Raw genomic sequence first — 22,123 nt, 5'->3', positions numbered from 1 at the left:
AGGGGCGAGTGCCTAGGTCGCCGGTTCCTTTTGCGCGGCGAGGAAGAACAGCAGCGTGCCCAATGCGATGAGGCCGAACAGCACCATCACCGCCTGCTCGCTCACCTGCATGGCGACAAACAGGCTGATGCCGATGGCGAGCAGTGCACAGACAGCGTGGAAGGGTCGCACCTTGCCTTCACGCCATTCGAGCACGGGGAGGGCAGCGGCGCAAATGCCATAGGTCACCAGCCGCGTCAGCGTGCCCGCCACCGCAAGCGCGGCGAAGCCTTCCCACATTCCGAACAGGATCGATGCGACGCCGGTGAACAAAATCGCGTTGCCCGGCGTCCCGTATTTCTCCGACACGCCGAGGAACCATTTGGGCAGCATTGCGCGCTGCGCCATGCCGTAAACGAGGCGTGGCTGGGTTGTTGATCCGTTGAAATTGTTCGCCGCGATGCTGACGGCAGCGGCTACCACGATGGCAATCGCGCCGATATCGCCCATGGTTTCCAGCGCCGCTCCGGCAAGTGCGTTATCCTCATTCGGCACATCGGGCGCGATGGCGAGATAGGCCCAGATCACCGCCATATAGAGCGCGGTCACGGCCGCCACCATGGTGACGATGGCGAGCGGAATATCGCGGCGCGGCTCCTTCATTTCGCCAGCGGGTTCGGTCACGGCCTCGAACCCCATAAAGGCGTAGAAGGTGAGCAGCACGACCGTCTCCACCTCGCTGAATTCGGGCAGGGCAAAGCCGATACCCGGATTGCCTGCAAACAGCGCGGAGAACACCAGCAGCACCAGCGGCAGCACCTTGATGACGGTCATCACCCCCAGCATCCCGACTGCACGGCGCATCCCGATGTAATTGACGTAAGTGATGATCGCCAGAATCGTGGCAATCGCGCCCATTTCGAACACCGGTTCGGCCAGTATCGGGAAGAGCGCGGCGAGATAGGCGACCATCACGCTGGTATTCGCCGCCGCTGTCACAATCGCGCTGGCATAGCGCGCCCAGCCGGCCTGAAAGCCGACAAAGCGTCCGAAGGCGGCCTCGCCGTACAGCACCGGCCCGCCGCTATTGTCGAAGCGCCGCGCCAGCCAGGCGTAGCACAGCGCGAGCGGCATAAAGGCGATCCCGCCCGCCAGCATCAGCCACGGGGCAAAGCTGCCCACTCCGGCGGCCAGAACAGCGGGCAGTGCGAAAATGCCTGCGCCGATCATGCCGTTGACGGGGAAAAGCGCAGTGCCCCAAAAGCCCACCGTGCGCTGCGGTGCTACCAGTTTGTCCATGGGCGGCAGAGGTGCCCGTGTTTTCGCAGGGTTGCAATTGAGAATTGCGGCGCACCCGCTTATCTCCACCCCCATGTCGCGCACGCCAGCAGGTTCTCCGCCCGATCCCCGGGGCAAGGAGCGGTTCAACGAGGAACGCGCGGCCTACACGGTGAAAGGCAGCGCAGAGAAGGGCGCGCAGCCCGATCTGGAAGCGGGCGTGAATGCGATCCGCAACGTCGTCGCCACGCTGAAGCCCAAGCCGGGCGTGTACCGGATGCTCGATGCGCGCGGCGATGTGCTCTATGTCGGCAAGGCGCGCAGCCTGAAGGCGCGGGTGGCGAATTACACACAGATCAAGGGGCTGACCAACCGGCTGCAGCGCATGGTGTCGCAGACCCGCGCGATGGAGATCGTCACCACCAATTCGGAGGCGGAGGCGCTGCTGCTCGAAGCGCAGTTCATCAAGCGCTTCCGCCCGCCTTACAACGTGCTGCTGCGCGACGATAAGAGCTTCCCGTTTATCCTACTGCGCGAAGGGCATGACTATCCGCGCATTATGAAGCATCGCGGGGCGCGGAAGGCGAAAGGCGCCTATTACGGGCCGTTCGCCAGCGCGGGTAGCGTGAACACGACGATCAATGCGCTGCAGAAACTGTTCCTGCTGCGGTCCTGCACCGATACGTTTTTCGAACGGCGCGACCGGCCGTGCCTGCTGTACCAGATCAAGCGTTGTAGCGCGCCCTGCGTCGGGCGGATCGACAAGGACGGCTATGACGCGCTGATACAGGAGGCGAAGGACTTCCTTGGCGGCAAATCGGGCGCGGTGCAGGCGCGGATCGAGAAGCAGATGGCCGAGGCGGCGGAGGCGCTCGATTTCGAGACCGCGGCGCTGCTGCGCGACCGGCTGCGCGCGGCGACCTTTATCCAGGGCTCGCAAGCCGTGAATGCCAGCGGCGTCGGCGATGCGGATGTGTTCGCGCTGGCGGCGAAGGGCGGGCAGATCGCGATACAGGGTTTCTTCGTGCGCGGCGGGCAGAATTGGGGGCACCGCGCCTTCTTCCCCACGCGCACGCAGGATGTGGAGAAGGAAGAAGTCTTCGCCCGCGTCCTCGCGCAATTTTACGAGGAAGTGCCGCCACCGCCGGTCATTCTGGTCGATCGCGCATTGCCCGAGGCGGCTCTGCTCGAAGAGGCATTTGGCGCGCTGGCAGGGCGCAAGGTCAGCATCTCCGTCCCGCAGCGCGGGGAGCGGCGCAAGCTGATGCAGCAGGCGGCGCGCAATGCCGTGGAGGCGCTCGACCGGCGGCTGGCGGAAAGCGGGACGCAGGCCAAGATCATGCGCGAAATGGCGGAGTTTCTGGAACTGCCTGAAGTGCCCGCGCGGATCGAAGTCTACGACAACTCGCATATCCAGGGCGCGAAGGCGGTGGGCGCGATGGTGGTGGCGGGGCCGGAAGGCTTCGTGAAGAACCAGTATCGCAAGTTCAACATCAAGACCGCACAGACCAATGACGATTTCGGCATGATGCGCGAAGTCATGCAGCGGCGGTTTAGGGCTTTGGCTGATCCTCCCCCAACGGGGGAGGGGGACCATGCGCAGCATGGTGGAGGGGCAGGCGCCGCTTCTCCAGACAACCTGCGCGGGGAGCAGGGCGGGGTGCCCCTCCACCGTCCTGCGGACGGTCCCCCTCCCCGTGCCGGGGAGGATCATCGTGCCATCTGGCCCGATCTTGTCCTGATTGACGGCGGCAAGGGGCAGATGTCCGCTGTGCGCGATACGCTCGCCGAGATGGGAATCGAGGACGTGCCGCTGATCGCCATTGCCAAGGGACCGCATCACGGGCGCGAGGGACGCGAAGTGTTCCACTTCCCCGACGGGCGCGAGAAGACGCTGCCGGTCAATTCGCCCGTGCTGTTCTATCTCCAGCGCCTGCGCGATGAAGTCCACCGCTATGTCATCGGTGCGCACCGGGCGAAGCGCAGCAAGTCGATCACCGCCTCGCCTCTGGACGAAATTCCCGGCATCGGCCCGGCGCGTAAACGTGCGTTATTGCTGCATTTCGGCACAGCGAGTAAGGTCCGCGCGGCGGCGCTCGACGATCTGAAACGCGTGCCCGGTGTGAGCGAAAGCGTGGCGCAGACGGTTTACGACTTTTACCATGCGGGAGGGTGAGATGCAGACGAAGCGCGTGATGAAGCGGCTGATCCTGCTCGCAAGCGCCCTTGGTCTAAGTGCTGGCGTCGCCCCGCCTGCGCTGGCGCAGGAAGACAAGGAACGACCCGAGGCACAACCGGGACGTTCCGAAGCACCGCCGCAGCGTCCCGAGGCACGGCCGCAACGTCCCGCATTTATACCAGAGCAAGCTGCCCCGCGGCCTTTAAGTTTGCCTATCGCTCCGCCCGATGGGTCGCGCAGAGCGAGACCCCGTGATGTCCCTGGTTGGACGCGCGCCATTGATCAGCGTTACCCGCAGGAGGCGATCAGCCAGCGGGAAGAAGGCACGGTGGGGTTCCGGCTGCATATCTCTACCACAGGCCGAGTGACCGATTGTGTCATCACAAGCAGCAGCGGGTTTCCCCTGCTTGATGAGGCGGCGTGCGATGGTCTCTGCCGATTTGCGCGGTTTGATCCGGCAGTGGATGCAGATGGTAACGCGGTCGAAGATACATGGTCGAGTAGGATCAATTTCAGGATCCCCTAACGCTCACCCCACGTGGCGCACCATGCCTTCTTGCGTCACGCTCGCCACCAGTCGCCCGTCTTGGGTGAACACCTGTCCGCGTGAATAGCCGCGCGCGCCGCCGCTCCACGGGGCTTCGGTGGCGAAGAGCAGCCATTCGTCAACGCGGAACGGCTCGTGGAACCACACCGCATGGTCGAGGCTCGCCGCCTTGATCTGGCCTCCATGGATGCTCTTGCCATGCGGTTGCAGCACGGTCGCGAGGATCTGGAAATCGGAGATATAGGCCAGCACCGCGCGGTGCAGCGCCGCGTCATCGGGCAGCGGGGCAATCGTCTTGAACCACACATGGCTGACCGGGGCGCGCTTTTGCGGATTGAGCCAGTCGCGTTCTTCGACCGAGCGGAAATCGACCGGAAAATCGCGCAAGAGCAGCCGCTTGAGACCGCCTTCGGGCATGATTTCGGCGATCTGGCGGCGGATGACCGAATCCGGTGTCAAATCCTCCGGCCCGGCAACATCGGGCATCGCCGGATGCTGGTGGCCGGGTCCGTCGACGGGCACCTGAAAGCTGGCGGTGAGGTTGAGGATCGGCTTGCCGTCCTGGCTCGCCACCACGCGGCGGTTGGAAAAGCTGCGCCCGTCCAGATCGCGCTTCACGCGGAAATCGATGGGCAGATCATCGCTGCCGGGCCGCAGGAAATAGGCGTGGAGCGAATGCACATCGCGCCCTTCCTCCACCGTCATGCTCGCTGCATTCAAAGCCTGCGCGATGGCCTGCCCGCCAAACACACGGCCCGTACCGTCCGGTCGGCGGCGGCCCACGAACTGGTCTGCGCCCTTGGCTTCCAGTTGCAGCAGGAAGACCAGATCGGCGACCACACGTTCGGGCGTCGGCGGGGTTTCGGGAGGCGTGCTCATCACCGCTCCCTCTGCGCGGGGAGCGGGGCGAGGTCAAGTGAGGCCGGGTATCCGCCGCGCCACGCGCATCGCATTGGCCTTGAAGCTGTTGCTCGAAGGCCACCGGCCCGGCGCTGCGGGCGATACGCCGAACCGGCGCAGCAGGTGGTTGAACGCGCGCGCGTCCGCCTCGTTAAAGCTCCATTCGCTGCGCCAGGTGATCGAGAGCGAGATCGACACATCCTTGCCGTTGCGCACGAAATGCGGCGCCATCACCGGGACATAGACCGCGTCGCCGGCGCGCAGATTGAAATTGACGCCATGCGGCAGGAAATCATCCCGCCAGCGTAATTCGCGCGGCCCGCCGGTGTGATAGGCCTCGTGCGCTTCATCCGGAGCGAAGGCCGGATCGCCCGCTGGAAACACCGTCATCGTCTTCTTGCCGCTCAATTGCAGCAGGATATTGTGTTCCGGATCGAAGTGATAGGGCGTCACCGCGCCGGGGCTGGAAATGAAGATGAAGGCCTGCAGCTTCATCATCTTGCCCGTCCGTTCCTCGATGATCGGACGCAGCTCGTCGAGCAGCTCTTCTAGCAAGGCGGCGTAGGGCTTCTTCTGCTCGATATTCTTGAGCACCGCCCAGCTGTTGTTGTCGTGGATGCCGCGAATGGTCTGTTCGATGGTCAGGCCGTTGCCTTCGGGCTTGCCGGTGACGCCAATCGGCAGATCGCCGCGATTATACTCCACGCTGCTTTCGGGCAGCGCACTGCCCAAGAGCGCAAGCGCGTCGAGCTCGAGCAGCGGGTTCGACACCATTTCGTGTTCGAGCCGGTGCGCGCCTTCGGGGTAGGACGATTTGAAGAAGCTGCGCGCCCGTTCGGAAAAGGCACGCCTGCCGCCGATGGCACGGCCGTGGAGCGAACGACGGATACGGCTCATGCGATGCCTCCCGGAGCAGCGCCGGTTTCTTGCCGGATCAGCGCGCCGAATGCGCGGCGGCGCAAGGCACCTCCGATGGCGATGGAATAACGGTCGATTGCGCGGCGTTCGCGCCAGATATGGTCGATCATCGGGTGATCCTCGGCGGCACAGCTGTCGCACCATTGGATGCGGTCGCGCGCGAGCAGGTCGAGATTTTCGAGCTGCAACAGGACGCCGGGGGAAAAGCGGGAATAGTCCTCGTCGAACGCGGTTTTGAACGAGAACGCGCCGGGTGGAGTGACAAATGTCGCGAGCATGGCGATGGGGGCGCCGTCGAGCGTGATTGCCAGCCGTTCCAGCCGCCCGCGCTGAGCGGCACCCGTGAGCGCCTGCCGGAACGCGCCTTCGGTCAGCGGGTCGCAGGAAAGAGCCGATCCTGCCGCGCCTTTCCAGCTGCGATGTTCGAGCGCGAGGAAACTGTCGACCCAGCTTTCCAGTTCCTCCTCGCCCGATTGTCGGACGGTTTCGAGGTGGCCCAGCTCGGCGAGGCGGCGGCGCTGGCGGCGCAGTTCCTTGCGCTTCTTGCCGGAGAGCGAGGCATTGGCATAGCTTTCCGCATCGCTCTCGCTGGCCAGCATGGCGCGCTGTTCGCTCTGCACGGTCGCGGCGGGGCGGTCGCTGCTCGTGAGCACTTCGGCGAGCGCGCGCACCAGTCCGCTTTCGGCGGGCATATGCGCGGCGTGGAAGAAGGCGGCGATGCCGGCATTGCCATCCGCCCAGTCGAGCAGGTGCTGCCAGAACAGATGTTCGAACCCGCGCGCGACCAAGGGAGCGCAAAGGAACATATTGTGGTGCGTCCAGATGCGCCAATGCGGGATCGGGTGGCCGTAGTAACGGCGGTCTAGCCGCAGCGGAACGAGGCCTATCAGCCTGCCATCGGCTTCCATCGTCAGCAGACGGACATTCTCATCGGGATCGAAAGCGGCGAGGGCGGGCAGCAGGCTCCAGCTTTCGAAAAAGGGATTGGGCTCGCTCGCGTCCAGCGCCAGAGCGTCCCAGCGGGCGATGTTTTCGGCGCTGTCCATCGCGCGCCAGCCGCAGGCGGAAATGTGCTGGGCGGTCGGGAGTCCGGCATGGGTTGCAGCGGCTCGCATATCGGCTGCGGTGGTCAAAACCGCGCCGTCAAAGTTGAGATCGTGCTGCACCGGAAAATTGTTAACCCTTGCCAAAACCACGCCCTGCGTTCCCCGTCATCGGTCTAGTGGCGCGGCGGAAAGGATTGCCTAAGGCAAAGGGTTAAAAAAGCCCTGCCCGAACATTGTCCGGGCAGGGCACAGGTTTTTCCAACAGGTTACCGCCCTGTATTAGGCGACACCATGTCCCGCCAATGCGGCGAGCAGCAGCAGCGCCACAATGTTGGTGATCTTGATCATCGGGTTCACGGCGGGGCCGGCGGTGTCCTTGTAGGGATCGCCAACCGTGTCGCCCGTCACTGCGGCCTTATGGGCTTCGGAGCCCTTGCCGCCGTGATTGCCGTCTTCGATATACTTCTTGGCATTGTCCCATGCGCCGCCACCGGCGGTCATGGAAAGCGCGACGAACAGACCGCCGACGATCACGCCGAGCAGCAAAGCACCGAGCGCGGCAAAGCCGTTTTCCTGACCGGCAATCGCGGTAATCACGAAGTAAACCACAATCGGCGCGAGCACCGGAAGCAGCGACGGAATGATCATTTCCTTGATCGCCGCCTTGGTGACGAGGTCCACCGTGCGGGCATAGTTGGGACGGCTGGTGCCATCCATGATGCCCGGATCATTGGCGAACTGGTCGCGCACGTCGATCACCACATCGCCCGCAGCGCGGCCGACCGCAGTCATGCCCATGGCTCCGAAGAGGTAGGGCAGCAGCGCGCCGAGCAGCAGGCCGACAATAACATACGGATTTTCAAGGCTGAAATCGACCGTCACGTCGGGGAAGAAGATCCCCAGATCGGTGGTGTAAGCGGCAAACAGCACCAGCGCGGCGAGACCCGCCGAACCGATGGCATAGCCCTTGGTCACAGCCTTGGTGGTGTTGCCAACCGCGTCGAGCAGGTCGGTCTTTTCACGCACGCTGTCATCCAGTCCGGCCATCTCGGCGATGCCGCCGGCATTGTCTGTCACGGGGCCATAGGCATCGAGCGCCACAACCATGCCAGCCAGCGCCAGCATCGCGGTTGCGCCGAAGGCAAGGCCGATCAGGCCCGCCAACTGGTATGCACCGATGATCGCCGCGATAATCGCCAGCGTGGGCAGAGCAGTCGATTCAAGGCTGATCGCCAGACCCTGGATCACATTGGTGCCGTGGCCCGTTTCCGAAGCCTTGGCGATCGAGCGCACCGGGCGGAAGCCCGTGCCGGTGTAATACTCGGTGATCCAGATGATGATGCCGGTCAGCACAAGGCCGATCAGCGAGCAATAGAACAGGTCGCGTCCGGTGAACGGAACCATGTCCGTGCCCGGGTTGAGGACGGTGTTCATATCGATGTTGACGGTTCCCAGCGCGTGCGCGGTGGCGAACCAGATCAGCGGGATCGCCAGCACGGCGGAGACAAGGAAGCCCTTGTACATCGCGCCCATCACATTCGTGCCGCCGCCAAGGCGCACGAAATAGGTGCCGATGATGCTGGTGACGATGCAGGCACCGCCGATCAGCAGCGGCAGCGCCATCAGCGGCAGCAGCAGATCGCCCACGGCGGTCAGCAGCAGCGCGGTCAGCACCATGGTTGCGCCCACGGTGACAACATAGGTTTCGAACAGGTCGGCAGCCATGCCCGCGCAATCGCCGACATTGTCACCAACATTGTCCGCAATCACGGCGGGGTTGCGTGGATCGTCTTCGGGAATGCCCGCCTCGACCTTGCCGACAAGGTCGGCACCGACGTCAGCGGCCTTGGTGAAGATACCGCCGCCAAGACGCGCGAAGATCGAAATCAGCGAGGCACCGAAAGCGAGCGCGACCAGCGCGTCTACCACGGCACGGCTGGCAGGTTCGAGCGCCATCGGGCCGATCAGCACGTAGAAGAACACCGCGATGGCGAGCAGCGCGAGGCCGGCAACCAGCATCCCGGTGATCGCACCAGCGCGGAAGGCCATTGTCAAACCCTGCTGCAAACCGAGCGAGGCAGCCTGCGCCGTGCGCACATTGGCCTTCACCGAGATATTCATCCCGATGAATCCGGCCACGCCCGACAGCACGGCGCCGATGATGAAGCCCACTGCGGATACCCAGCCGAGGAACACCCCGACCAGCACGGCCACTGCAACGCCGACCACGGCAATGGTTGAATACTGGCGGTTCAGATAGGCTTTCGCGCCTTCCTGGATTGCCCCTGCGATTTCCTGCATTTTTTCGTTGCCGGCAGATGCGCCGAGCACCTGGCGGCTGGTGACGAAGCCGTACAGAACGGCAAGCGCACCCAGTCCAATAGCTATGAGAACGAGTTCCATGACCCGAAATTCCCCTCTTCCGAAATGAAAACGACCCGGTTTGCCGGGTTCGCGTGGCGCTACCGCTAGGCAAGCGCGGCGGGAGGGGCAAGCCTAAAGCGCGTATTTTCGGATGCAGACGGGGATAAAGCGCAAAACCGGCCTATTCGTGGACATATCCAAGGCCGTCGGCATTCACTAGCGGCTCGCCATCGAGAACCAGCGGGGCGAATCCCCTGGGCCGCACTTCGCCGATCCGCGTCGCCGGAACGGGCGGGAAGGTGCCGGCGGGCAGGGTGAACAGCAGTTCGTAATCATCGCCCCATGTCAGGCAGTCCATCACCCGCGCAGGTGCGGCGAGGGGAGCGGCTGCGCTGTTGATAGCAAAGGTGGCTTCGCTCGCCTCGGCCATGCGGAAGGCGTCGAGCAGCAGCCCGTCCGATATGTCCATCATCGCATGGGCCAGCGGCGCAAGGTCGCGCCCTTCGGCCAGCCGCGCCATCGGGCGGGTGTAGGGCGTCGGATCGTCATCGGTTCCGTCGCGCAAGGCTTCGAAACCGAGCATCGCCGCGCCCAGCGTTCCGGTGACATAGATCGCATCGCCGATCCTCGCGCCGCTGCGGCGTGGAACCGGCGTGTGGCTGGCATGGCCGATGGCGGTGAGGCCGAAAGCGCGCGCGTTGCCTTCCACCCCGCCCACCGTGTCGCCGCCCAGCAGAGGGACACCGTAATGGGTCAGCACTTCTTCCAGCCCGTCGATAAAGTCCGCATCCCCGTCGCCCAGCATATATCCCAACACCACGCCGAGCGGATCGGCACCCTTGGCGGCGAGATCGGAAAGGTTGGTGGCCACCAGTTTCCACGCGACATCGGCCATGTGCTGGCCGGGCAGGAAATGGCGACCCTCCACCAGCATATCATGCGTGATAACAAACACGTCGCTGCCCAGCGCAATGACGGCGGCATCGTCTGTGAGACCATTTGCGCCCTTGTGGAGCGGAAGCTGGCGCAAGGCAGCGATGAATTGGGATTCGTTCATTCTTGCCTTACAACCAAAGGGGTAAGCGCCAAACGCTAGCCGGAACGCACATCCTTTGCCACAGCATCCAGCACACCGTTGACGAATTTCGCCTCGCGCTCGTCGAAGAAAGCGTGCGCCACATCGACATATTCGCTGATTGCCGTACCGACCGGAATATCCGCGCGCGCCAGCAGTTCATACGCGCCGCAGCGCAGGATTTGCAGCATCGTCTTGTCAAGCCGCAGCAGCGTCCAGCCCTCGGCGAGTCTGGCCGTCAACGCCTCGTCAATCTCCGCCTGCCGTGCGACCACGCCGGAGACGACATCGTCGAAGAAATCCACCTCCGCCTCGGCATATTGCTCGTCCTCGATTTCCTTGCCCAGCCGGTGCTGGTGGAATTCGTCGAGCAGGCGGGTGAGCGCGGTCTTCTCCATCTGCCATTGATACAGTGCCTGCACAGCGGCGAGACGAGCGGCGGAGCGCGATTTGGAACGTTTGGACTGGGTCATTTCAGACGCACCCTTACGCTGGCGGCGTGGGCGGGCAAACCCTCAATATCGGCCAAAGCGGCGGCGGCGGGGCCTATGGCCTCCAACGCGCCTTCGTCGAGCGCGATAAAGCTGGTGCGCTTCATAAAGTCGAGCACCGACAGTCCGCTGGCAAAACGCGCGCGGCGACCGGTAGGCAGCACATGGTTCGGCCCGGCGACATAGTCTCCTACCGCCTCGGGCGTGTGGCGGCCAAGGAAGACGCTACCCGCGTGTTTGATCTGCGCGAACATCGCATCGGGATCGTCCACCGCCAGTTCGACGTGCTCGGCGGCAAGCGCGTTGGCGAGGGCGGGGGCCTCCGCCACCAGATCATCGACCACGATCAGCGCGCCGTAATCGTCCCAGCTCTTGCGCGCGACATCCTTGGTGGCAAGCTGCGCGCACAGCACATCGACGGCATCCTCCACCAGTTCTGCGAAAGCGGCATCGTCGGTGATCAGGATGCTCTGGCTTGTGGGATCATGTTCGGCCTGGCTCAGCAGGTCGGCGGCGATCCAGTCGGGATCGTTTTTGCCATCGGCGATGACGAGGATTTCGCTCGGCCCGGCGACCATGTCGATGCCGACCACACCGTAAAGCTGGCGCTTCGCCTCTGCGACCCAGGCATTGCCGGGGCCAGTGATGACATCGACCGGCTTGATCCGCTCGGTGCCATAGGCCATCGCGCCCACCGCCTGCGCGCCGCCGACGCGCCAGATCTCGTCAATGCCGCACAGATGCGCCGCTGCCAGCACCAGATCATTGATCGCGCCCTTGGGCGTCGGGGTGCAGACGACCAGCCGCTCGACCCCCGCCACCTTGGCGGGAATGGCGTTCATCAGCAGGCTGGAGGGATAGGCCGCGCGCCCTCCCGGCACATACAGGCCCGCCGCATCCACGGGAAACCACTTCGCGCCCAGCCGTACATTGGCCGCGTCGCGATAGTCGCGGTTCTGCGGCAGCTGGCCTTCGTGATAGGCGCGGATACGGTCGGCGGCGAGGTTGAGGGCATCCTTAGCCTCGGCGGGGAGGAAGTCGTAAGCCGCCTTGCACTGGTCGGCGGTGATGCGCCAACTGCTCGTATCCGCGGTCAGCGCATGGTGATCAAACCGCATGGTGTAATTGCGCAACGCCTCGTCACCCGTGCGTTTCACCTCGGCGAGGATTTCGGCGACATCGCGGCTGACATTCTCGTCGCTCTCGCGGCGATCATTGACGATGCGCGCGAATTGCGTGGCGAAATCTTCGGAGGAACTGTGCAGGCGGCGCATCAGGCGGCATCCTTCAGCATGGCCTGCCGGAACCGCTCGACCAGCGCGGCGACGCGGGCGTCGGTCTTCAGGGCAGCGCGGTTGACGATCAGGCGGCTTGTGACCTGCATGATCGTGTCTTTCTCAACGAGGCCGTTCGATTTCAAAGTTTGGCCGGTGCTGACAAGGTCGACAATCCGCGTGGCGAGCCCGCTCGACGGCGCGAGTTCCATCGCTCCGTTCAGCTTGATGCACTCGGCCTGAATCCCTGCCTTTTCAAAGTGTCGGCTGGTGATGTTGGGATATTTTGTCGCCACGCGCAGGTGGCTGGCATTGCCCACCGAATACTCGTTCGGATCAGCCGGTTCGGCCACCGAAAGGCGGCACGCGCCGATACCCAGATCGACGGGGGCATAGAGCTCCGAATAGTCGAATTCCTCGATCACGTCGGAGCCGACAATGCCCATCTGCGCCGCGCCGAACGCGACAAAGGTCGCCACATCGAAAGCGCGCACGCGGAAAATGCGCATTTCGCCGCTCGTGTCGCTGAAGCTGAGCGAGCGGTCGGACTTGTCGTGGAAGGCCGCTTCGGGCACCACGCCCGCACGTTCCATCACCGGCACCGCTTCGTCGAGAATGCGGCCCTTGGGAACGGCGAAAATCAGCGGTTGGTTGGCAGAAGCTTCGGTCATCGCCGCGCGATGTAGGGGCGAAGGCAGCAAAGGGCAACGGATATGGCAGCAGACGGCGTGATGGCGATAAAGAGCGTGGCGGAAGCTATCGCGTGGCAAGCCGATCACGCCGAGAACTCCGGCGCGCCGGGGACGGCCCGTGTGGTGCGCGCGCTGCTTGCGGTGATGGAAAGCGATACCGCCACCGGTCGCCGCATTGCAGGCTGGCAGGGACTGACGTTGGAGGACGCGATGCCGCTGCGCATTGCTGGCGGGCTCCATGCTCTGCATCTGGCGGGCGAAAACCGGCGGCTGGGCGATGTCTATGGCGGGCTCATAACCGATCAGGCGCAGGTCGATGCGATTGTGGTGGAGGCGGTCGAGAGGTTCGATTGCCAGTTGCTGCCGTGGCTCGACCACCCGCCGCAGACGAATGAGGCGGGACGCTCTGCCAATATCATGGCGGCGCTGCTGTGGCTGTCTTCGCAAGGTGCGGGGTCGAGATTTGCGCTCAATGAAATCGGCGCGAGCGCGGGCATCAACACGATGCTGGGCCGCTTTTCCTTCGATCTGGGCGGAGTGAAGGCGGGGGCAGAAGGTTCCGCCATCCATATCGCGCCCGAATGGCGCGGTGCGCCGCCGCCCGCTGCGCCTGTCTCCATTGTCTCGGCTAGAGGCAGCGATATCACGCCAATTGACCTCGCCGATCCCCAAAAGACGGCGGTCCTGCGCGGCTATGTCTGGCCCGAAGCGACCGCACGTATGGCGCGGCTTGATGCGGCGATTGCGATGGCGGAGGAGACTCCGCCCGATCTGGTGCAGCTGGATGCCGGAGCTTTTGTCGAGGCGATGCTGGCCGAGCCTGCCGAGGCGGGCGTCACCCGCGTGCTGTTCCACACGGTAATGTGGCAATATCTGCCCGCCGCCACCCGCGATGCGATCACCGCAGCGATGGAGGCGGCGGGCGCAGCGGCGACACCGGACGCGCCGCTGGCGTGGATCATGTCAGAGACCAATCGCGAAACTTTCCGGCAGGAATGTCGCGTGCGCTTCTGGCCGGGTGGTGAGGACTGGGTAAAGCTCACCGAAAGCCATCCGCATGGCGCGTGGGTGGAATGGGTTGGCTGATTAGCCCACCAAAAAACCGTCCATCGCAGCATTCACCGCATCGGGGGCTTCCCACGGGATGAAATGTCCGGCGCCGGGCACTTGTTCGACCGTCAAATCCTCCACCCAGTCACCCAGACCGTCCAGATTGGCGGGCAGCAGCGCTTCGTCGCCCATGCCCCAGATCACCAGCGTCGGGATGGTGAGTGCGGGGAAGGGCGGGTCGGAATAGTCCTTGGGCAGGCCAACCGGCTCGTCCATCGGCGGAACCTTGATGCCGCTCGCGCGGTACCAGTTGAGCATCGCAAACGCGTTGGTGGGACGCTTCCATTGCTCCATCAACAGCGCAACTTCGGCCGGGTCGTAATTCGGGCGGCTGTCCCATTTAAGCGCGCTGGCGAGCAGGCCTGCCAGTCCGCTTGTCGCAATCACCGCATCATGCGCCGGATCGCGGAAGACGCGCATATACTGGCTCGCCTTGCGCTGCGCCTCGTCTTCGAACAGCAGCCGCTGGAAGACCGCTGGATGCGGGGCATTGGCGATCACCGCGCGCTCTACCACGCCCATCGCCTGCCCGAAAGCCGCAACGCCCCAGGCAAGCGCGCCGCCCCAATCGTGGCCGACAATCGTAAACCGCTCGACACCCCGGGTTTTGGCGAGCGCGAAGATATCGCCGATCAGGGCGGCTACCTCATAATGCTCTACGCCTTCGGGCGCGGAGGAATTACCGTATCCGCGCTGGTCGGGCGCGATGCAGCGGAAGCGCCCGTTGAGATGCGCGATCTGGTGACGCCACGTGCGGTGGTTTTCGGGAAAACCGTGCAGGAAGATGAGCGCGGGCGCATCCTTCGGGCCGCTATCCCATACGTCCAGCGTGATGCCATTACGCAGGGTGACGGGCGTCAGATCGCTCACCGCTCACACCCCCTTGCTAGGGATGGCGAGCAGCTCGATGGTGAAAAACAGCGTCGCGCCGCCGGGGATCGGCCCACGGCCCGACAGGCCATAGGCGGCTTCGGCCGGGATGCGGATTTCTGCCGTGTCGCCGACGCCCATATAGGGGATGGCGATCTGCCAGCCTTCGATCAGGCGGTTGAGCGGGAAGGTGGCAGGCTCGCCGCGCTCCACCGAGCTGTCGAACACGCTGCCATCGGGGAAGGTGCCGGTGTAGTGGATGGTGATTTCGTCGCTGACTTCGGGCGCGGGGCCCGTGCCGTCGCCCGCAGTGCGGCGGAACATCACGCCGTTCTGCAAGCGGTACCAGCCATCCTCGCGGCTGAGACCATGCAGCGCGGCCTGCTGCGCATTGTGCCATTCGATGGAGCCCGCTTCGCCCGGAGCAGGCTCGGCAGGAGCGTCCTGCGCGAAGGCGGGTGTGGCAAGGGTGAGGGCGGCGATGGTCAGGAGTGTGTGTTTCATGACGAGCGGGATAGCGCGCCAATTGCCCCTAGTCACCTCGTCATTGCGAGGAGCCGTAGGCGACGCGGCAATCCAGCAGCGCCGGAACTGGATTGCTTCGCTACGCTCGCAATGACGATGTGTTGATCAGGGATAACTCACAGTCTTCGGCTGTCCTTCCGGGATCGGAATGAATTCCTCTTCATCGCCCGGCACTTTCGCAAAGCACCCTTCGCGCCAGTCCTCTTTCGCCTGATTGATCCGCTCGCGGTCACTGCTGACGAAGTTCCACCAGACATGGCGTTTGGTCGCAAAAGCCTCGCCGCCGAGCAGCATCGCCCGCGCGCCTGATTGGCTGGTTAGCGTCATCGCCTCGCCCGGCTTGAGCACGTTCAAATCGTAAAGCGCCAGCGGCACGCCATCGAGGCTCGCCTCGCCGCCGACCAGCATCACCGCGCGCTCGTCCGCTTCCGCGTCGATGGGGATGGAGCCGCCCGGTTGCAGCAGGATTTCGGCGTAGATCGTTTCCGCATGGCAGGTGGTCGCCGCCCGCGCGCCCCACAGCTCGCCCATGATGACGCAGGCCCGCGCGCCGTCGCCCTCGATCCACGGCAGGTCGCTCACCGCTTCGAAAGCCGGGTCAATCTCCTCCTTGCCATCGGGCAGAGCGAGCCAAGTCTGCATTCCGTAGAGGCGCGACCCCTTGGCGCGTTCGTCCTGCGGGCTGCGTTCCGAATGCACGATCCCGCGTCCGGCGGTCATCAGGTTCACCGTACCCGGGCGGATGGTGGAGAACGTGCCGAGACTATCGCGATGCTCGATCGCGCCCGCATATTCGCCATCGAACAACCATGTAACGGTCGCCAGATTGATGTGCGGATGCGGGCGCACATCCATGCCCTTGCCAAGGTCAAGCTGCGCCGGGCCGAACTGGTCGACAAACACAAACGGCCCGACCATCCGCGCCTCTTTCGACGGCACCGCGCGGCGCACAGTAAACTGGCCGAGATCGTGGCTGACGGGGGTGACAGTCTGAATAATGCTCATGCGTCATCCAACTCTTCATAGTGCCGGAAAATCCCGTCTTCGTTGAATTCCATCCGCCGCTCGCTGGCGAGGTAGTCGGCAACCCCTTCCAGATCGGGCACCGCGCCTTGCAGGCCTTCCAGATAGGCCCATGTCCCCTGCATCGAGCGCATATAGTTGGGGAACATATGGTCGAGCCCCTCCATCAGCTGGAACAGGCTGGTGTCGACATGGGTCGGCTGCTGGCCGAGCACGAAAGGCCCGCCGCTCGCGGCAATCGCATTGTCGAAATGGATCAGATATTTGGGGATGCGCTGGGCGCGGAAATAGCCTGCCTTTTCAAAGGCGGCATCCATCTGGTCGGCGTAGTATAGCTCGCTGGCGATGGGGTGGTGGACGCTGTGTACCTCCTCCACGAAATCGGCGATGTCGATCTGCAATTGGAAGAGGCCGAGATCGGTCTCCATCTCGCCCGATCCATGCCCTTCCTTGTCGGAGAGATATTGCAGGATCAGCGGCGTCTGGCCGATCACCACATCACCATCGACGATATAGGGCGGGGCGAAGGGGCGGATGCCTTGTAGGCTGTGCATATGTTCGACCAGCGCATCGGCATCCTGTTCGCGCGCCATGTCGGTGTAGTCTACGCCGAAGGCCTCGCAATAGAGCCGGATGAACTCGCCGCGACCCGGAATGTGCGGCCAATACCAGAGCTCCACACTCATTGACGCTCTCCCGGCGCAAAGCACTTCAACGCAAAGGCATGGACGCGGTTGCCGGGAATATCGCCCAGCGCGCCAAGCACCAGCCGCTGGCGGACGAGGCGGTTCTTGCCTTCGAACGCGGCGCTTTCGATCACCACTGTGAAATGGCTTTCTCCGCTGCCGTCATCGCCCGAATGGCCCGCGTGATGCGCGCTGTCATTGATGACGTCGAGATGTGTGGGGGCGAGCGCGGCGGTCAGCAGCTCGGTGATTTCTTGTGCAACGGGGCCGGTCATGGGGCCAAAGTTGGGGGTTTCCATCGGGCTGCGCAATCCCCATTCTGGCTCGCTCATGCGAAACGAGCGATTCCACGGCCGCTATGAAAGCGAGGGGAGAGTGTGCGAGCACCCGACCTGCCGCGAGGCGGGCGAATTCCGTGCGCCGGGCACGCGCGGCAATTCGTTTGACGGGCCGGGCGAATGGCGCTGGTTCTGCCTTGAGCACGTGCGCGAATTCAATGCGGGCTATGACTGGTTCGAAGGCATGAGCGCGGAGGAGATTTACCGCGCGCAGGCTCCCGGCGCGGGCTGGGGGAGCGAGATTCCCGCCTTCTCCGCCACCGCTGGCGTCGATGGAATGCCGCGCTGGGCGAATTTCTCCGATCCGCTGGATGCGATTGGCGCGAGGGCAGGGGAGATCAAGCGCGCGGCAGCGGGGCGCGTGCGAGAGAGCGACAGCCGTTTTTCGCGTGAGGAGCGCGAAGCTTTGCAGGTCATGGGGCTGGGGCCGAAGGTCGAGCGCACCGAGCTGCGCCAGCGCTATTCCGAACTCGTGCGGCGCTACCATCCTGACCGCAATGGCGGCAACCGCGCCTATGAAGCGAGGTTGCAGCGGGTGGTGGAGGCGTATCAACTGCTGCGCAAGGCGGCGGCGTTTGCCTAGGGCCGTTGCTGGAACGCCCAGCGCATCGTGCTGCCAAGCGCATTGGTCACCAGCCGCGATGGCATGGCGCGCGCACCGGGGTTCTCCAGCGCCAGCATCGTGCGGGCAAAGGGCGGGAGCAGGGTGACGGCAGCGCTTGCAAGGAAAGGCTGGATCGTGCCCGCCGGCCCCGGCGGCTTGTGGGTGAGCACCAGTTGCGCGACCTCGCGCGCTTCCTTGGTCGGGCGCAAATCGGCGCGCAAATCGCGAAACACCGCCTGCGCCTCTGCCTTGGTCTCCGGCACCGGATCGGCCCCCAGCTTGCGCGCGATGAGGGCGAATTGCCGAAAATATTCGTCCTGCTCGGCCTGCGGCATTTGCGGCTTCACATGGCGCAGCCACGCTTCGAGAAACATCGTCGCCTCGGTCACGTGAACCCATGCGAGCGTGCGCGGATTGGTAGCCTGATAGGATGTGCCATCGGGCAAGGTTCCTTGCACGGCGGCGTGGATACGGTTCACCCGCGCAATCGCCGCTTCGGCATCGTCGCGATGGCCATAGGTCGTGACGGCGATAAAACGCGCGGTACGGCGCAGGCGGCCATGCATATCCTCGCGGAAGTTCGAGAAATCGAGCACGCCTTGCAGCGCGTGCGGATGCAGCATTTGCAGCAGCAGCGCCGACATTCCGCCCACCATCATGCTGACGAGATCGGCGTGCACCATGCGGATTGGCGTGTCGGGCGCGAAGAACGCCTCGTCCGATGGCGGGATCGGTGTTTCGCCCTTGGACGCATCGTTGAACGCCGCGCGCACGCGCTCGACCAGTTTCAGCCGCGCAAATTCGATGGGATCAGGCCGCGCCATACCCGCGATATGGGGCAGGGCGCGGCCAAATACGAGACCCTATTCTCCGCCACCCATTGCCAGCTGATAGGCCTCACGCACCTGCAAGCGCTGCTGGTATTGCCGGAAGCTATCGCGGTCTGCCAGCGTGCCGAAATTGAGGCCCCAATCGACTTGGGAGCCGACATAGACATCGGCCATGGTGAAGCGATCGCCGCAGACATAATCACGCGAAGACAGCCAGCTGTCGAGCGTATCGACCATCCGGTCATAACTTCCGAAGCCCGCGGTCATTTGCTGGCGCTCGTCTTTCGGCTCCCAGCCCATGGCTTTGTTCATGATGGCCTGTTCCGCCGGACCGGACGCGAAGAACAGCCAGCGGAAATAGTCCGCCTTTTCCTCCGGCTTAGGCAAGAGGTCGGTCGCCTCCATCTCCGCCAGATAATGGCAGATCGCCGCCGCTTCGGTAACGACATGGTCGTGCTCGCCATGGTGGTGGATCACCGTCGGCAGCTTCCCCATCGGGTTCGCATCGAGCAGCGATTGTGGTTTGTCGTTCCACTCGACCATCACCAGTTCGGGCGCGACTCCCGCCTCGGCAAAGGCCCATTTGGCGATCATCGCGCGGCTCATCGGGTTGAAAAACAGGGTGTAGCTGCTCATTGGTCTTCTCCCTCACAAAGGGCTTTCAATTGCGCGGCACAGGCTTCCCAGCCTTGCGCGAAGCCCATCTCCTCATGCGCCTTGCGATCTTCCTCGCGCCAGTGGCGGGCGCGGGCGGTGTAGCGCGTGCCGTCGCCTTCGGGCGCGATTTCCCAGATGCCGATCATGAATGGCCCGGCTGGTTGCAGGTCGGCCGTCACCGCATCGGTGGTGGCGAAAAGCCGCCCTTCGTCCCACGCCAGATAGAGCCCTTCATGCGGCATTTCCTCGCCATCGGGGCCGCGAAAAACAGAGGCGATGGCGCCGCCCGCACGTTTGTCATCACGCACAATTTCGCACCTCCATGGGGAAGGGCAGAACCACTCCTCCTGCCGGTGGGCCATAACGTCCCAGACTTTCGCGGGCGGTGCATGGATGAAGGTTGTTACGCTGAGTTCCTGCATCTCAGCTTTCCCGCTTGCCGATCAGCGAGAACATCGCGCCTTGCGGGTCGATGCCGTTGAGTACGAATTCGCCGCCGGGAATTTCCATCGGGCCGTTGATCACCTGCCCGCCGTTGGCCGTTACGAATTCGACTGCCGGATCGATCAAGGGCACGCGGAAGTAGAAGGCCCAGAATGACACGGGCATTTCCGGCATCCGGCGCATCAGCCCGCCGAAAAGAAAATCACGCTCGGCGCCGCATTTGAGCATTTCGTATTTGCCCATTTCGCCCATATCCATCGAGTCGACGACGACCCAGCCGAACTGGCTGCCGTAGAAAGCCATCGCTGCAGCCGGATCGGCCGCCATCAGCTCGTTCCAGGCGCAGGTGCCGTTCGCGGCTTCATGGGTGGAGAAAGCGTGGCTTTCCTCGCCCGAGCGGTCTTCGATCACGTAGAACGCTGCGCCTTCGGGGTCTTGCAGTATGGCGAAGGGGCCGACACCGGGCACTTCATTGCCTTCCATCAGCACATTCGCGCCCGCTTCTCGCGCCGAGGCGACCGCCTTGGCTGCATCGTCCACGCGGATATAGCCGACCCAGCCGGGATGCGCACCGTGCTCCACCATTTCCGGCGTCAATTGCAGGAAACCGCCAATCTGTGTCTCGCCCGCCGAGAACATCCGGTAATCGACACCTTCCTGCCCCGAATTCGCAAAACTCCAACCGAGCAGTCCCGCATAGAACGCCTGCGCGCTATCCGAGTCGGGGGTCATCAATTCGTACCAGACCCAGTCACCATGTTGATTTGCCATTGTTTCCTCCGCTTGTCGGGTTCCCACACCCGCATCCCACATGAGAACATTACATGAACATTGGTGCTCTCGTCAATCGCGGCCCATGGTCACAAGCGGCGTGAAGCCGCCCCACATCATCCGCATCCCGTCAAACGGCATATCGCCCATATCCTGTTCCCAAAAGGGATCGTCCATCATCTTCGCGTGCGCCGCGTCGCAAGTCGCCTTGTCGGGCCAGATCATCCAGCTAAAGACGATCTTCTCCCCCGGCTCGGCCCTGGTCGCCATGCGAAAATCGGTGACTTTGCCGTCCTGCACATCGTCTTCCCACGCCTCGACAATCTCAGTGACGCCGTATTCGCGGAATTTGTGGCCTGCGCGCATGGCGATTTCGGCATAGGCCGCTTTCTTGTCCTCCGGCACTGCCAGCAGAAAGCCTTGGATATACATCGTCCCTCTCCTTCATTTACCGCCCCAATACCTTGTTGCAGCACACCGCTCCCCCGTCTAGGCAGCGCGGCGATATGAATGACATGACCAAAACGTCCGAATCCGGCTCCACGGTGCTCGCCGCGCCCGATACCGAAGTCGATGTGCGCGAGACCTTCGGCATCGATATCGATATGAAAGTTCCCGCCTTTTCCAAGGCGGATGAACGTGTGCCCGATACCGATGACAGCTACGTGTTCGATCCCGACACGACGCTCGCGATCCTCGCCGGATTTGCGCATAATCGCCGGGTGATGGTGCAGGGCTATCACGGCACGGGCAAATCGACTCACATCGAGCAGGTTGCTGCCCGTCTCAACTGGCCGACGGTGCGCATCAATCTGGACGCGCATATCAGCCGGATCGACCTGATCGGGCGTGACGCGATTGTGCTGCGCGATGGCTTGCAGGTGACCGAGTTCCGCGAAGGCCTGCTGCCTTGGGCGCTGCAGCATCCGGTGGCGCTGGTGTTCGACGAATATGATGCGGGCCGCCCCGATGTGATGTTCGTGATCCAGCGCGTGCTAGAACAGGCGGGCAAGCTGACTTTGCTCGACCAGAACCGCGTCATCCGTCCCGATCCGCATTTCCGCCTGTTTGCGACCGCCAACACGGTCGGCCTTGGCGATACGAGCGGGCTGTATCATGGTACACAGGCGATCAACCAGGGGCAGATGGACCGCTGGAACATCGTGGTCGGCCTCAACTATCTGCCCGCCGAAACCGAGCGCGCGATTGTCGGTGCAAAGACCACGCTGGATGAGAAACTGGTGGCCGACATGATCCGCGTCGCAGACCTGTCGCGGCAGGGCTTTATGAACGGCGATATCTCGACCGTGATGAGTCCGCGCACCGTGATTACGTGGGCTCAGAACACAGAGATTTTCGGCGACGCCGGCTTCGCCTTCCGCCTAAGCTTCCTCAACAAGTGTGACGAGGCAGAGCGGATGCTGGTCGCCGAATATTACCAGCGCGTGTTCGGCAAGGAATTGCCCGAAAGCGCGGTGAAGGGATAAATCTTGTAGCGCCGGTGCCCGCTAACACCGGCCTT

At 63.6% G+C, this 22,123-nt stretch carries 24 protein-coding genes; 5 read left to right on the top strand and 19 right to left on the bottom strand.

The genetic code is table 11. The features are described 5' to 3' along the window. Window positions 1–12: 12 nt before the first annotated feature. Complete coding sequence (locus ACS0VV_RS08725) at window positions 13–1,278, bottom strand: APC family permease (RefSeq protein WP_483532323.1); 1,266 nt, start codon at window positions 1,276–1,278, stop codon at window positions 13–15. A 73-nt stretch (window positions 1,279–1,351) separates the two neighbouring features. Between ACS0VV_RS08725 and uvrC the strand changes: the two genes are divergently transcribed. Then, on the top strand, window positions 1,352–3,433 hold the full coding sequence (gene uvrC / locus ACS0VV_RS08720) for an excinuclease ABC subunit UvrC (protein WP_483532322.1): 2,082 nt from the start codon (window positions 1,352–1,354) through the stop codon (window positions 3,431–3,433). After that, window positions 3,420–3,962 carry an energy transducer TonB gene (locus ACS0VV_RS08715; protein WP_483532321.1) on the top strand — a complete coding sequence of 181 codons (543 nt, stop codon included), beginning with the start codon at window positions 3,420–3,422 and terminating at the stop codon, window positions 3,960–3,962. The genes uvrC and ACS0VV_RS08715 overlap by 14 nt, the downstream gene beginning before the upstream one ends. A 3-nt stretch (window positions 3,963–3,965) precedes the next feature. Here the strand turns inward: ACS0VV_RS08715 and ACS0VV_RS08710 are convergent, their stop codons facing one another. The 8 genes from ACS0VV_RS08710 to hisG form a co-directional block, all read right to left on the bottom strand. Then, entirely contained in the window at window positions 3,966–4,862 is an 897-nt protein-coding gene (locus tag ACS0VV_RS08710) for an acyl-CoA thioesterase (protein ID WP_483532320.1), read from the bottom strand. A gap of 33 nt (window positions 4,863–4,895) precedes the next feature. Then, window positions 4,896–5,780, bottom strand: coding sequence for a cupin-like domain-containing protein (locus ACS0VV_RS08705; RefSeq protein ID WP_483532319.1), 885 nt, complete (start codon window positions 5,778–5,780; stop codon window positions 4,896–4,898). Then, window positions 5,777–6,991, bottom strand: coding sequence for a GNAT family N-acetyltransferase (locus tag ACS0VV_RS08700; protein WP_483532318.1), 1,215 nt, complete (start codon window positions 6,989–6,991; stop codon window positions 5,777–5,779). Before ACS0VV_RS08700 ends, ACS0VV_RS08705 begins: the two co-directional genes overlap by 4 nt. A 135-nt stretch (window positions 6,992–7,126) precedes the next feature. Further along, complete coding sequence (locus ACS0VV_RS08695) at window positions 7,127–9,250, bottom strand: sodium-translocating pyrophosphatase (protein ID WP_483532317.1); 2,124 nt, start codon at window positions 9,248–9,250, stop codon at window positions 7,127–7,129. Window positions 9,251–9,392: 142 nt separating this feature from the next. Then, window positions 9,393–10,268, bottom strand: a complete 876-nt coding sequence (thiL, locus tag ACS0VV_RS08690; protein ID WP_483532316.1) for a thiamine-phosphate kinase — start codon at window positions 10,266–10,268, stop codon at window positions 9,393–9,395. A gap of 35 nt (window positions 10,269–10,303) precedes the next feature. Next, on the bottom strand, window positions 10,304–10,759 hold the full coding sequence (gene nusB, locus ACS0VV_RS08685; RefSeq protein ID WP_483532315.1) for a transcription antitermination factor NusB: 456 nt from the start codon (window positions 10,757–10,759) through the stop codon (window positions 10,304–10,306). Beyond that, complete coding sequence (gene hisD / locus ACS0VV_RS08680; protein WP_483532314.1) at window positions 10,756–12,051, bottom strand: histidinol dehydrogenase; 1,296 nt, start codon at window positions 12,049–12,051, stop codon at window positions 10,756–10,758. Before hisD ends, nusB begins: the two co-directional genes overlap by 4 nt. Continuing rightward, window positions 12,051–12,722, bottom strand: coding sequence for an ATP phosphoribosyltransferase (hisG, locus tag ACS0VV_RS08675; RefSeq protein ID WP_483532313.1), 672 nt, complete (start codon window positions 12,720–12,722; stop codon window positions 12,051–12,053). The genes hisD and hisG overlap by 1 nt, the downstream gene beginning before the upstream one ends. 42 nt (window positions 12,723–12,764) lie before the next feature. Here hisG and ACS0VV_RS08670 point away from each other — a divergent pair, with 42 nt between their 5' ends. Beyond that, complete coding sequence (locus ACS0VV_RS08670) at window positions 12,765–13,829, top strand: DUF2332 domain-containing protein (protein WP_483532312.1); 1,065 nt, start codon at window positions 12,765–12,767, stop codon at window positions 13,827–13,829. Here ACS0VV_RS08670 and ACS0VV_RS08665 read toward each other — a convergent pair whose 3' ends face one another. The 5 genes from ACS0VV_RS08665 to ACS0VV_RS08645 all read right to left on the bottom strand — a co-directional run bounded on the left by ACS0VV_RS08665 (window position 13,830) and on the right by ACS0VV_RS08645 (window position 17,232). Then, the gene (locus ACS0VV_RS08665) at window positions 13,830–14,723 is read right to left on the bottom strand and encodes an alpha/beta fold hydrolase (protein WP_483532311.1); all 894 of its coding nucleotides are present in this window, start codon (window positions 14,721–14,723) and stop codon (window positions 13,830–13,832) included. A 3-nt stretch (window positions 14,724–14,726) separates the two neighbouring features. Beyond that, on the bottom strand, window positions 14,727–15,227 hold the full coding sequence (locus tag ACS0VV_RS08660; RefSeq protein ID WP_483532310.1) for an FKBP-type peptidyl-prolyl cis-trans isomerase: 501 nt from the start codon (window positions 15,225–15,227) through the stop codon (window positions 14,727–14,729). Between the two features lie 126 nt (window positions 15,228–15,353). Continuing rightward, the gene (locus ACS0VV_RS08655) at window positions 15,354–16,253 is read right to left on the bottom strand and encodes a pirin family protein (protein ID WP_483532309.1); all 900 of its coding nucleotides are present in this window, start codon (window positions 16,251–16,253) and stop codon (window positions 15,354–15,356) included. Further along, the gene (locus ACS0VV_RS08650) at window positions 16,250–16,957 is read right to left on the bottom strand and encodes a glutathione S-transferase (protein WP_483532308.1); all 708 of its coding nucleotides are present in this window, start codon (window positions 16,955–16,957) and stop codon (window positions 16,250–16,252) included. The genes ACS0VV_RS08655 and ACS0VV_RS08650 overlap by 4 nt, the downstream gene beginning before the upstream one ends. Beyond that, window positions 16,954–17,232: a BolA family protein gene (locus ACS0VV_RS08645; RefSeq protein WP_483533519.1), complete on the bottom strand. Its 279-nt coding sequence runs from the start codon at window positions 17,230–17,232 to the stop codon at window positions 16,954–16,956. Before ACS0VV_RS08645 ends, ACS0VV_RS08650 begins: the two co-directional genes overlap by 4 nt. A 55-nt stretch (window positions 17,233–17,287) precedes the next feature. Here ACS0VV_RS08645 and ACS0VV_RS08640 point away from each other — a divergent pair, with 55 nt between their 5' ends. Beyond that, window positions 17,288–17,878 (top strand): J domain-containing protein, encoded by a 591-nt coding sequence (locus ACS0VV_RS08640; protein WP_483532307.1) that lies wholly within the window; start codon window positions 17,288–17,290, stop codon window positions 17,876–17,878. Here the strand turns inward: ACS0VV_RS08640 and ACS0VV_RS08635 are convergent. The 5 genes from ACS0VV_RS08635 to ACS0VV_RS08615 all read right to left on the bottom strand — a co-directional run bounded on the left by ACS0VV_RS08635 (window position 17,875) and on the right by ACS0VV_RS08615 (window position 21,033). Further along, a complete protein-coding gene (locus ACS0VV_RS08635) occupies window positions 17,875–18,723 on the bottom strand; it encodes an oxygenase MpaB family protein (RefSeq protein ID WP_483532306.1) in 849 nt (282 codons plus the stop codon). The genes ACS0VV_RS08640 and ACS0VV_RS08635 overlap by 4 nt on opposite strands. Window positions 18,724–18,762: 39 nt before the next feature. Then, window positions 18,763–19,365 carry a glutathione S-transferase family protein gene (locus tag ACS0VV_RS08630; protein WP_483532305.1) on the bottom strand — a complete coding sequence of 201 codons (603 nt, stop codon included), beginning with the start codon at window positions 19,363–19,365 and terminating at the stop codon, window positions 18,763–18,765. Next, window positions 19,362–19,808 (bottom strand): SRPBCC domain-containing protein, encoded by a 447-nt coding sequence (locus ACS0VV_RS08625; RefSeq protein ID WP_483532304.1) that lies wholly within the window; start codon window positions 19,806–19,808, stop codon window positions 19,362–19,364. Before ACS0VV_RS08625 ends, ACS0VV_RS08630 begins: the two co-directional genes overlap by 4 nt. Window position 19,809: 1 nt before the next feature. Then, on the bottom strand, window positions 19,810–20,601 hold the full coding sequence (locus tag ACS0VV_RS08620; protein ID WP_483532303.1) for a VOC family protein: 792 nt from the start codon (window positions 20,599–20,601) through the stop codon (window positions 19,810–19,812). A 72-nt stretch (window positions 20,602–20,673) separates the two neighbouring features. Next, entirely contained in the window at window positions 20,674–21,033 is a 360-nt protein-coding gene (locus tag ACS0VV_RS08615; RefSeq protein WP_483532302.1) for a DUF1428 domain-containing protein, read from the bottom strand. A 74-nt stretch (window positions 21,034–21,107) separates the two neighbouring features. On the opposite strand from ACS0VV_RS08615, the gene cobS reads away from it, so the two are divergent. Beyond that, complete coding sequence (gene cobS / locus ACS0VV_RS08610; RefSeq protein WP_483532301.1) at window positions 21,108–22,088, top strand: cobaltochelatase subunit CobS; 981 nt, start codon at window positions 21,108–21,110, stop codon at window positions 22,086–22,088. Window positions 22,089–22,123 lie beyond the last annotated feature (35 nt).

Source organism: Aurantiacibacter sp. KMU-128, from assembly GCF_056933515.1.
The sequence above is the reverse complement of the archived record's forward strand: the minus strand, read 5'-3'. Positions and strand labels throughout refer to the sequence as shown.

Bases quoted from the DNA above. Each gene is read 5' to 3' on its own strand.
- ACS0VV_RS08725 (WP_483532323.1), bottom strand. From the start codon at position 1,278: ATGGACAAACTGGTAGCACCGCAGCGCACGGTGGGCTTTTGGGGCACT.
- uvrC (WP_483532322.1), top strand. From the start codon at position 1,352: ATGTCGCGCACGCCAGCAGGTTCTCCGCCCGATCCCCGGGGCAAGGAG.
- ACS0VV_RS08715 (WP_483532321.1), top strand. From the start codon at position 3,420: ATGCGGGAGGGTGAGATGCAGACGAAGCGCGTGATGAAGCGGCTGATC.
- ACS0VV_RS08710 (WP_483532320.1), bottom strand. From the start codon at position 4,862: ATGAGCACGCCTCCCGAAACCCCGCCGACGCCCGAACGTGTGGTCGCC.
- ACS0VV_RS08705 (WP_483532319.1), bottom strand. From the start codon at position 5,780: ATGAGCCGTATCCGTCGTTCGCTCCACGGCCGTGCCATCGGCGGCAGG.
- ACS0VV_RS08695 (WP_483532317.1), bottom strand. From the start codon at position 9,250: ATGGAACTCGTTCTCATAGCTATTGGACTGGGTGCGCTTGCCGTTCTG.
- thiL (WP_483532316.1), bottom strand. From the start codon at position 10,268: ATGAACGAATCCCAATTCATCGCTGCCTTGCGCCAGCTTCCGCTCCAC.
- nusB (WP_483532315.1), bottom strand. From the start codon at position 10,759: ATGACCCAGTCCAAACGTTCCAAATCGCGCTCCGCCGCTCGTCTCGCC.
- hisD (WP_483532314.1), bottom strand. From the start codon at position 12,051: ATGCGCCGCCTGCACAGTTCCTCCGAAGATTTCGCCACGCAATTCGCG.
- hisG (WP_483532313.1), bottom strand. From the start codon at position 12,722: ATGACCGAAGCTTCTGCCAACCAACCGCTGATTTTCGCCGTTCCCAAG.
- ACS0VV_RS08670 (WP_483532312.1), top strand. From the start codon at position 12,765: ATGGCAGCAGACGGCGTGATGGCGATAAAGAGCGTGGCGGAAGCTATC.
- ACS0VV_RS08660 (WP_483532310.1), bottom strand. From the start codon at position 15,227: ATGAAACACACACTCCTGACCATCGCCGCCCTCACCCTTGCCACACCC.
- ACS0VV_RS08655 (WP_483532309.1), bottom strand. From the start codon at position 16,253: ATGAGCATTATTCAGACTGTCACCCCCGTCAGCCACGATCTCGGCCAG.
- ACS0VV_RS08650 (WP_483532308.1), bottom strand. From the start codon at position 16,957: ATGAGTGTGGAGCTCTGGTATTGGCCGCACATTCCGGGTCGCGGCGAG.
- ACS0VV_RS08645 (WP_483533519.1), bottom strand. From the start codon at position 17,232: ATGACCGGCCCCGTTGCACAAGAAATCACCGAGCTGCTGACCGCCGCG.
- ACS0VV_RS08640 (WP_483532307.1), top strand. From the start codon at position 17,288: ATGCGAAACGAGCGATTCCACGGCCGCTATGAAAGCGAGGGGAGAGTG.
- ACS0VV_RS08635 (WP_483532306.1), bottom strand. From the start codon at position 18,723: ATGGCGCGGCCTGATCCCATCGAATTTGCGCGGCTGAAACTGGTCGAG.
- ACS0VV_RS08630 (WP_483532305.1), bottom strand. From the start codon at position 19,365: ATGAGCAGCTACACCCTGTTTTTCAACCCGATGAGCCGCGCGATGATC.
- ACS0VV_RS08625 (WP_483532304.1), bottom strand. From the start codon at position 19,808: ATGCAGGAACTCAGCGTAACAACCTTCATCCATGCACCGCCCGCGAAA.
- ACS0VV_RS08620 (WP_483532303.1), bottom strand. From the start codon at position 20,601: ATGGCAAATCAACATGGTGACTGGGTCTGGTACGAATTGATGACCCCC.
- ACS0VV_RS08615 (WP_483532302.1), bottom strand. From the start codon at position 21,033: ATGTATATCCAAGGCTTTCTGCTGGCAGTGCCGGAGGACAAGAAAGCG.
- cobS (WP_483532301.1), top strand. From the start codon at position 21,108: ATGAATGACATGACCAAAACGTCCGAATCCGGCTCCACGGTGCTCGCC.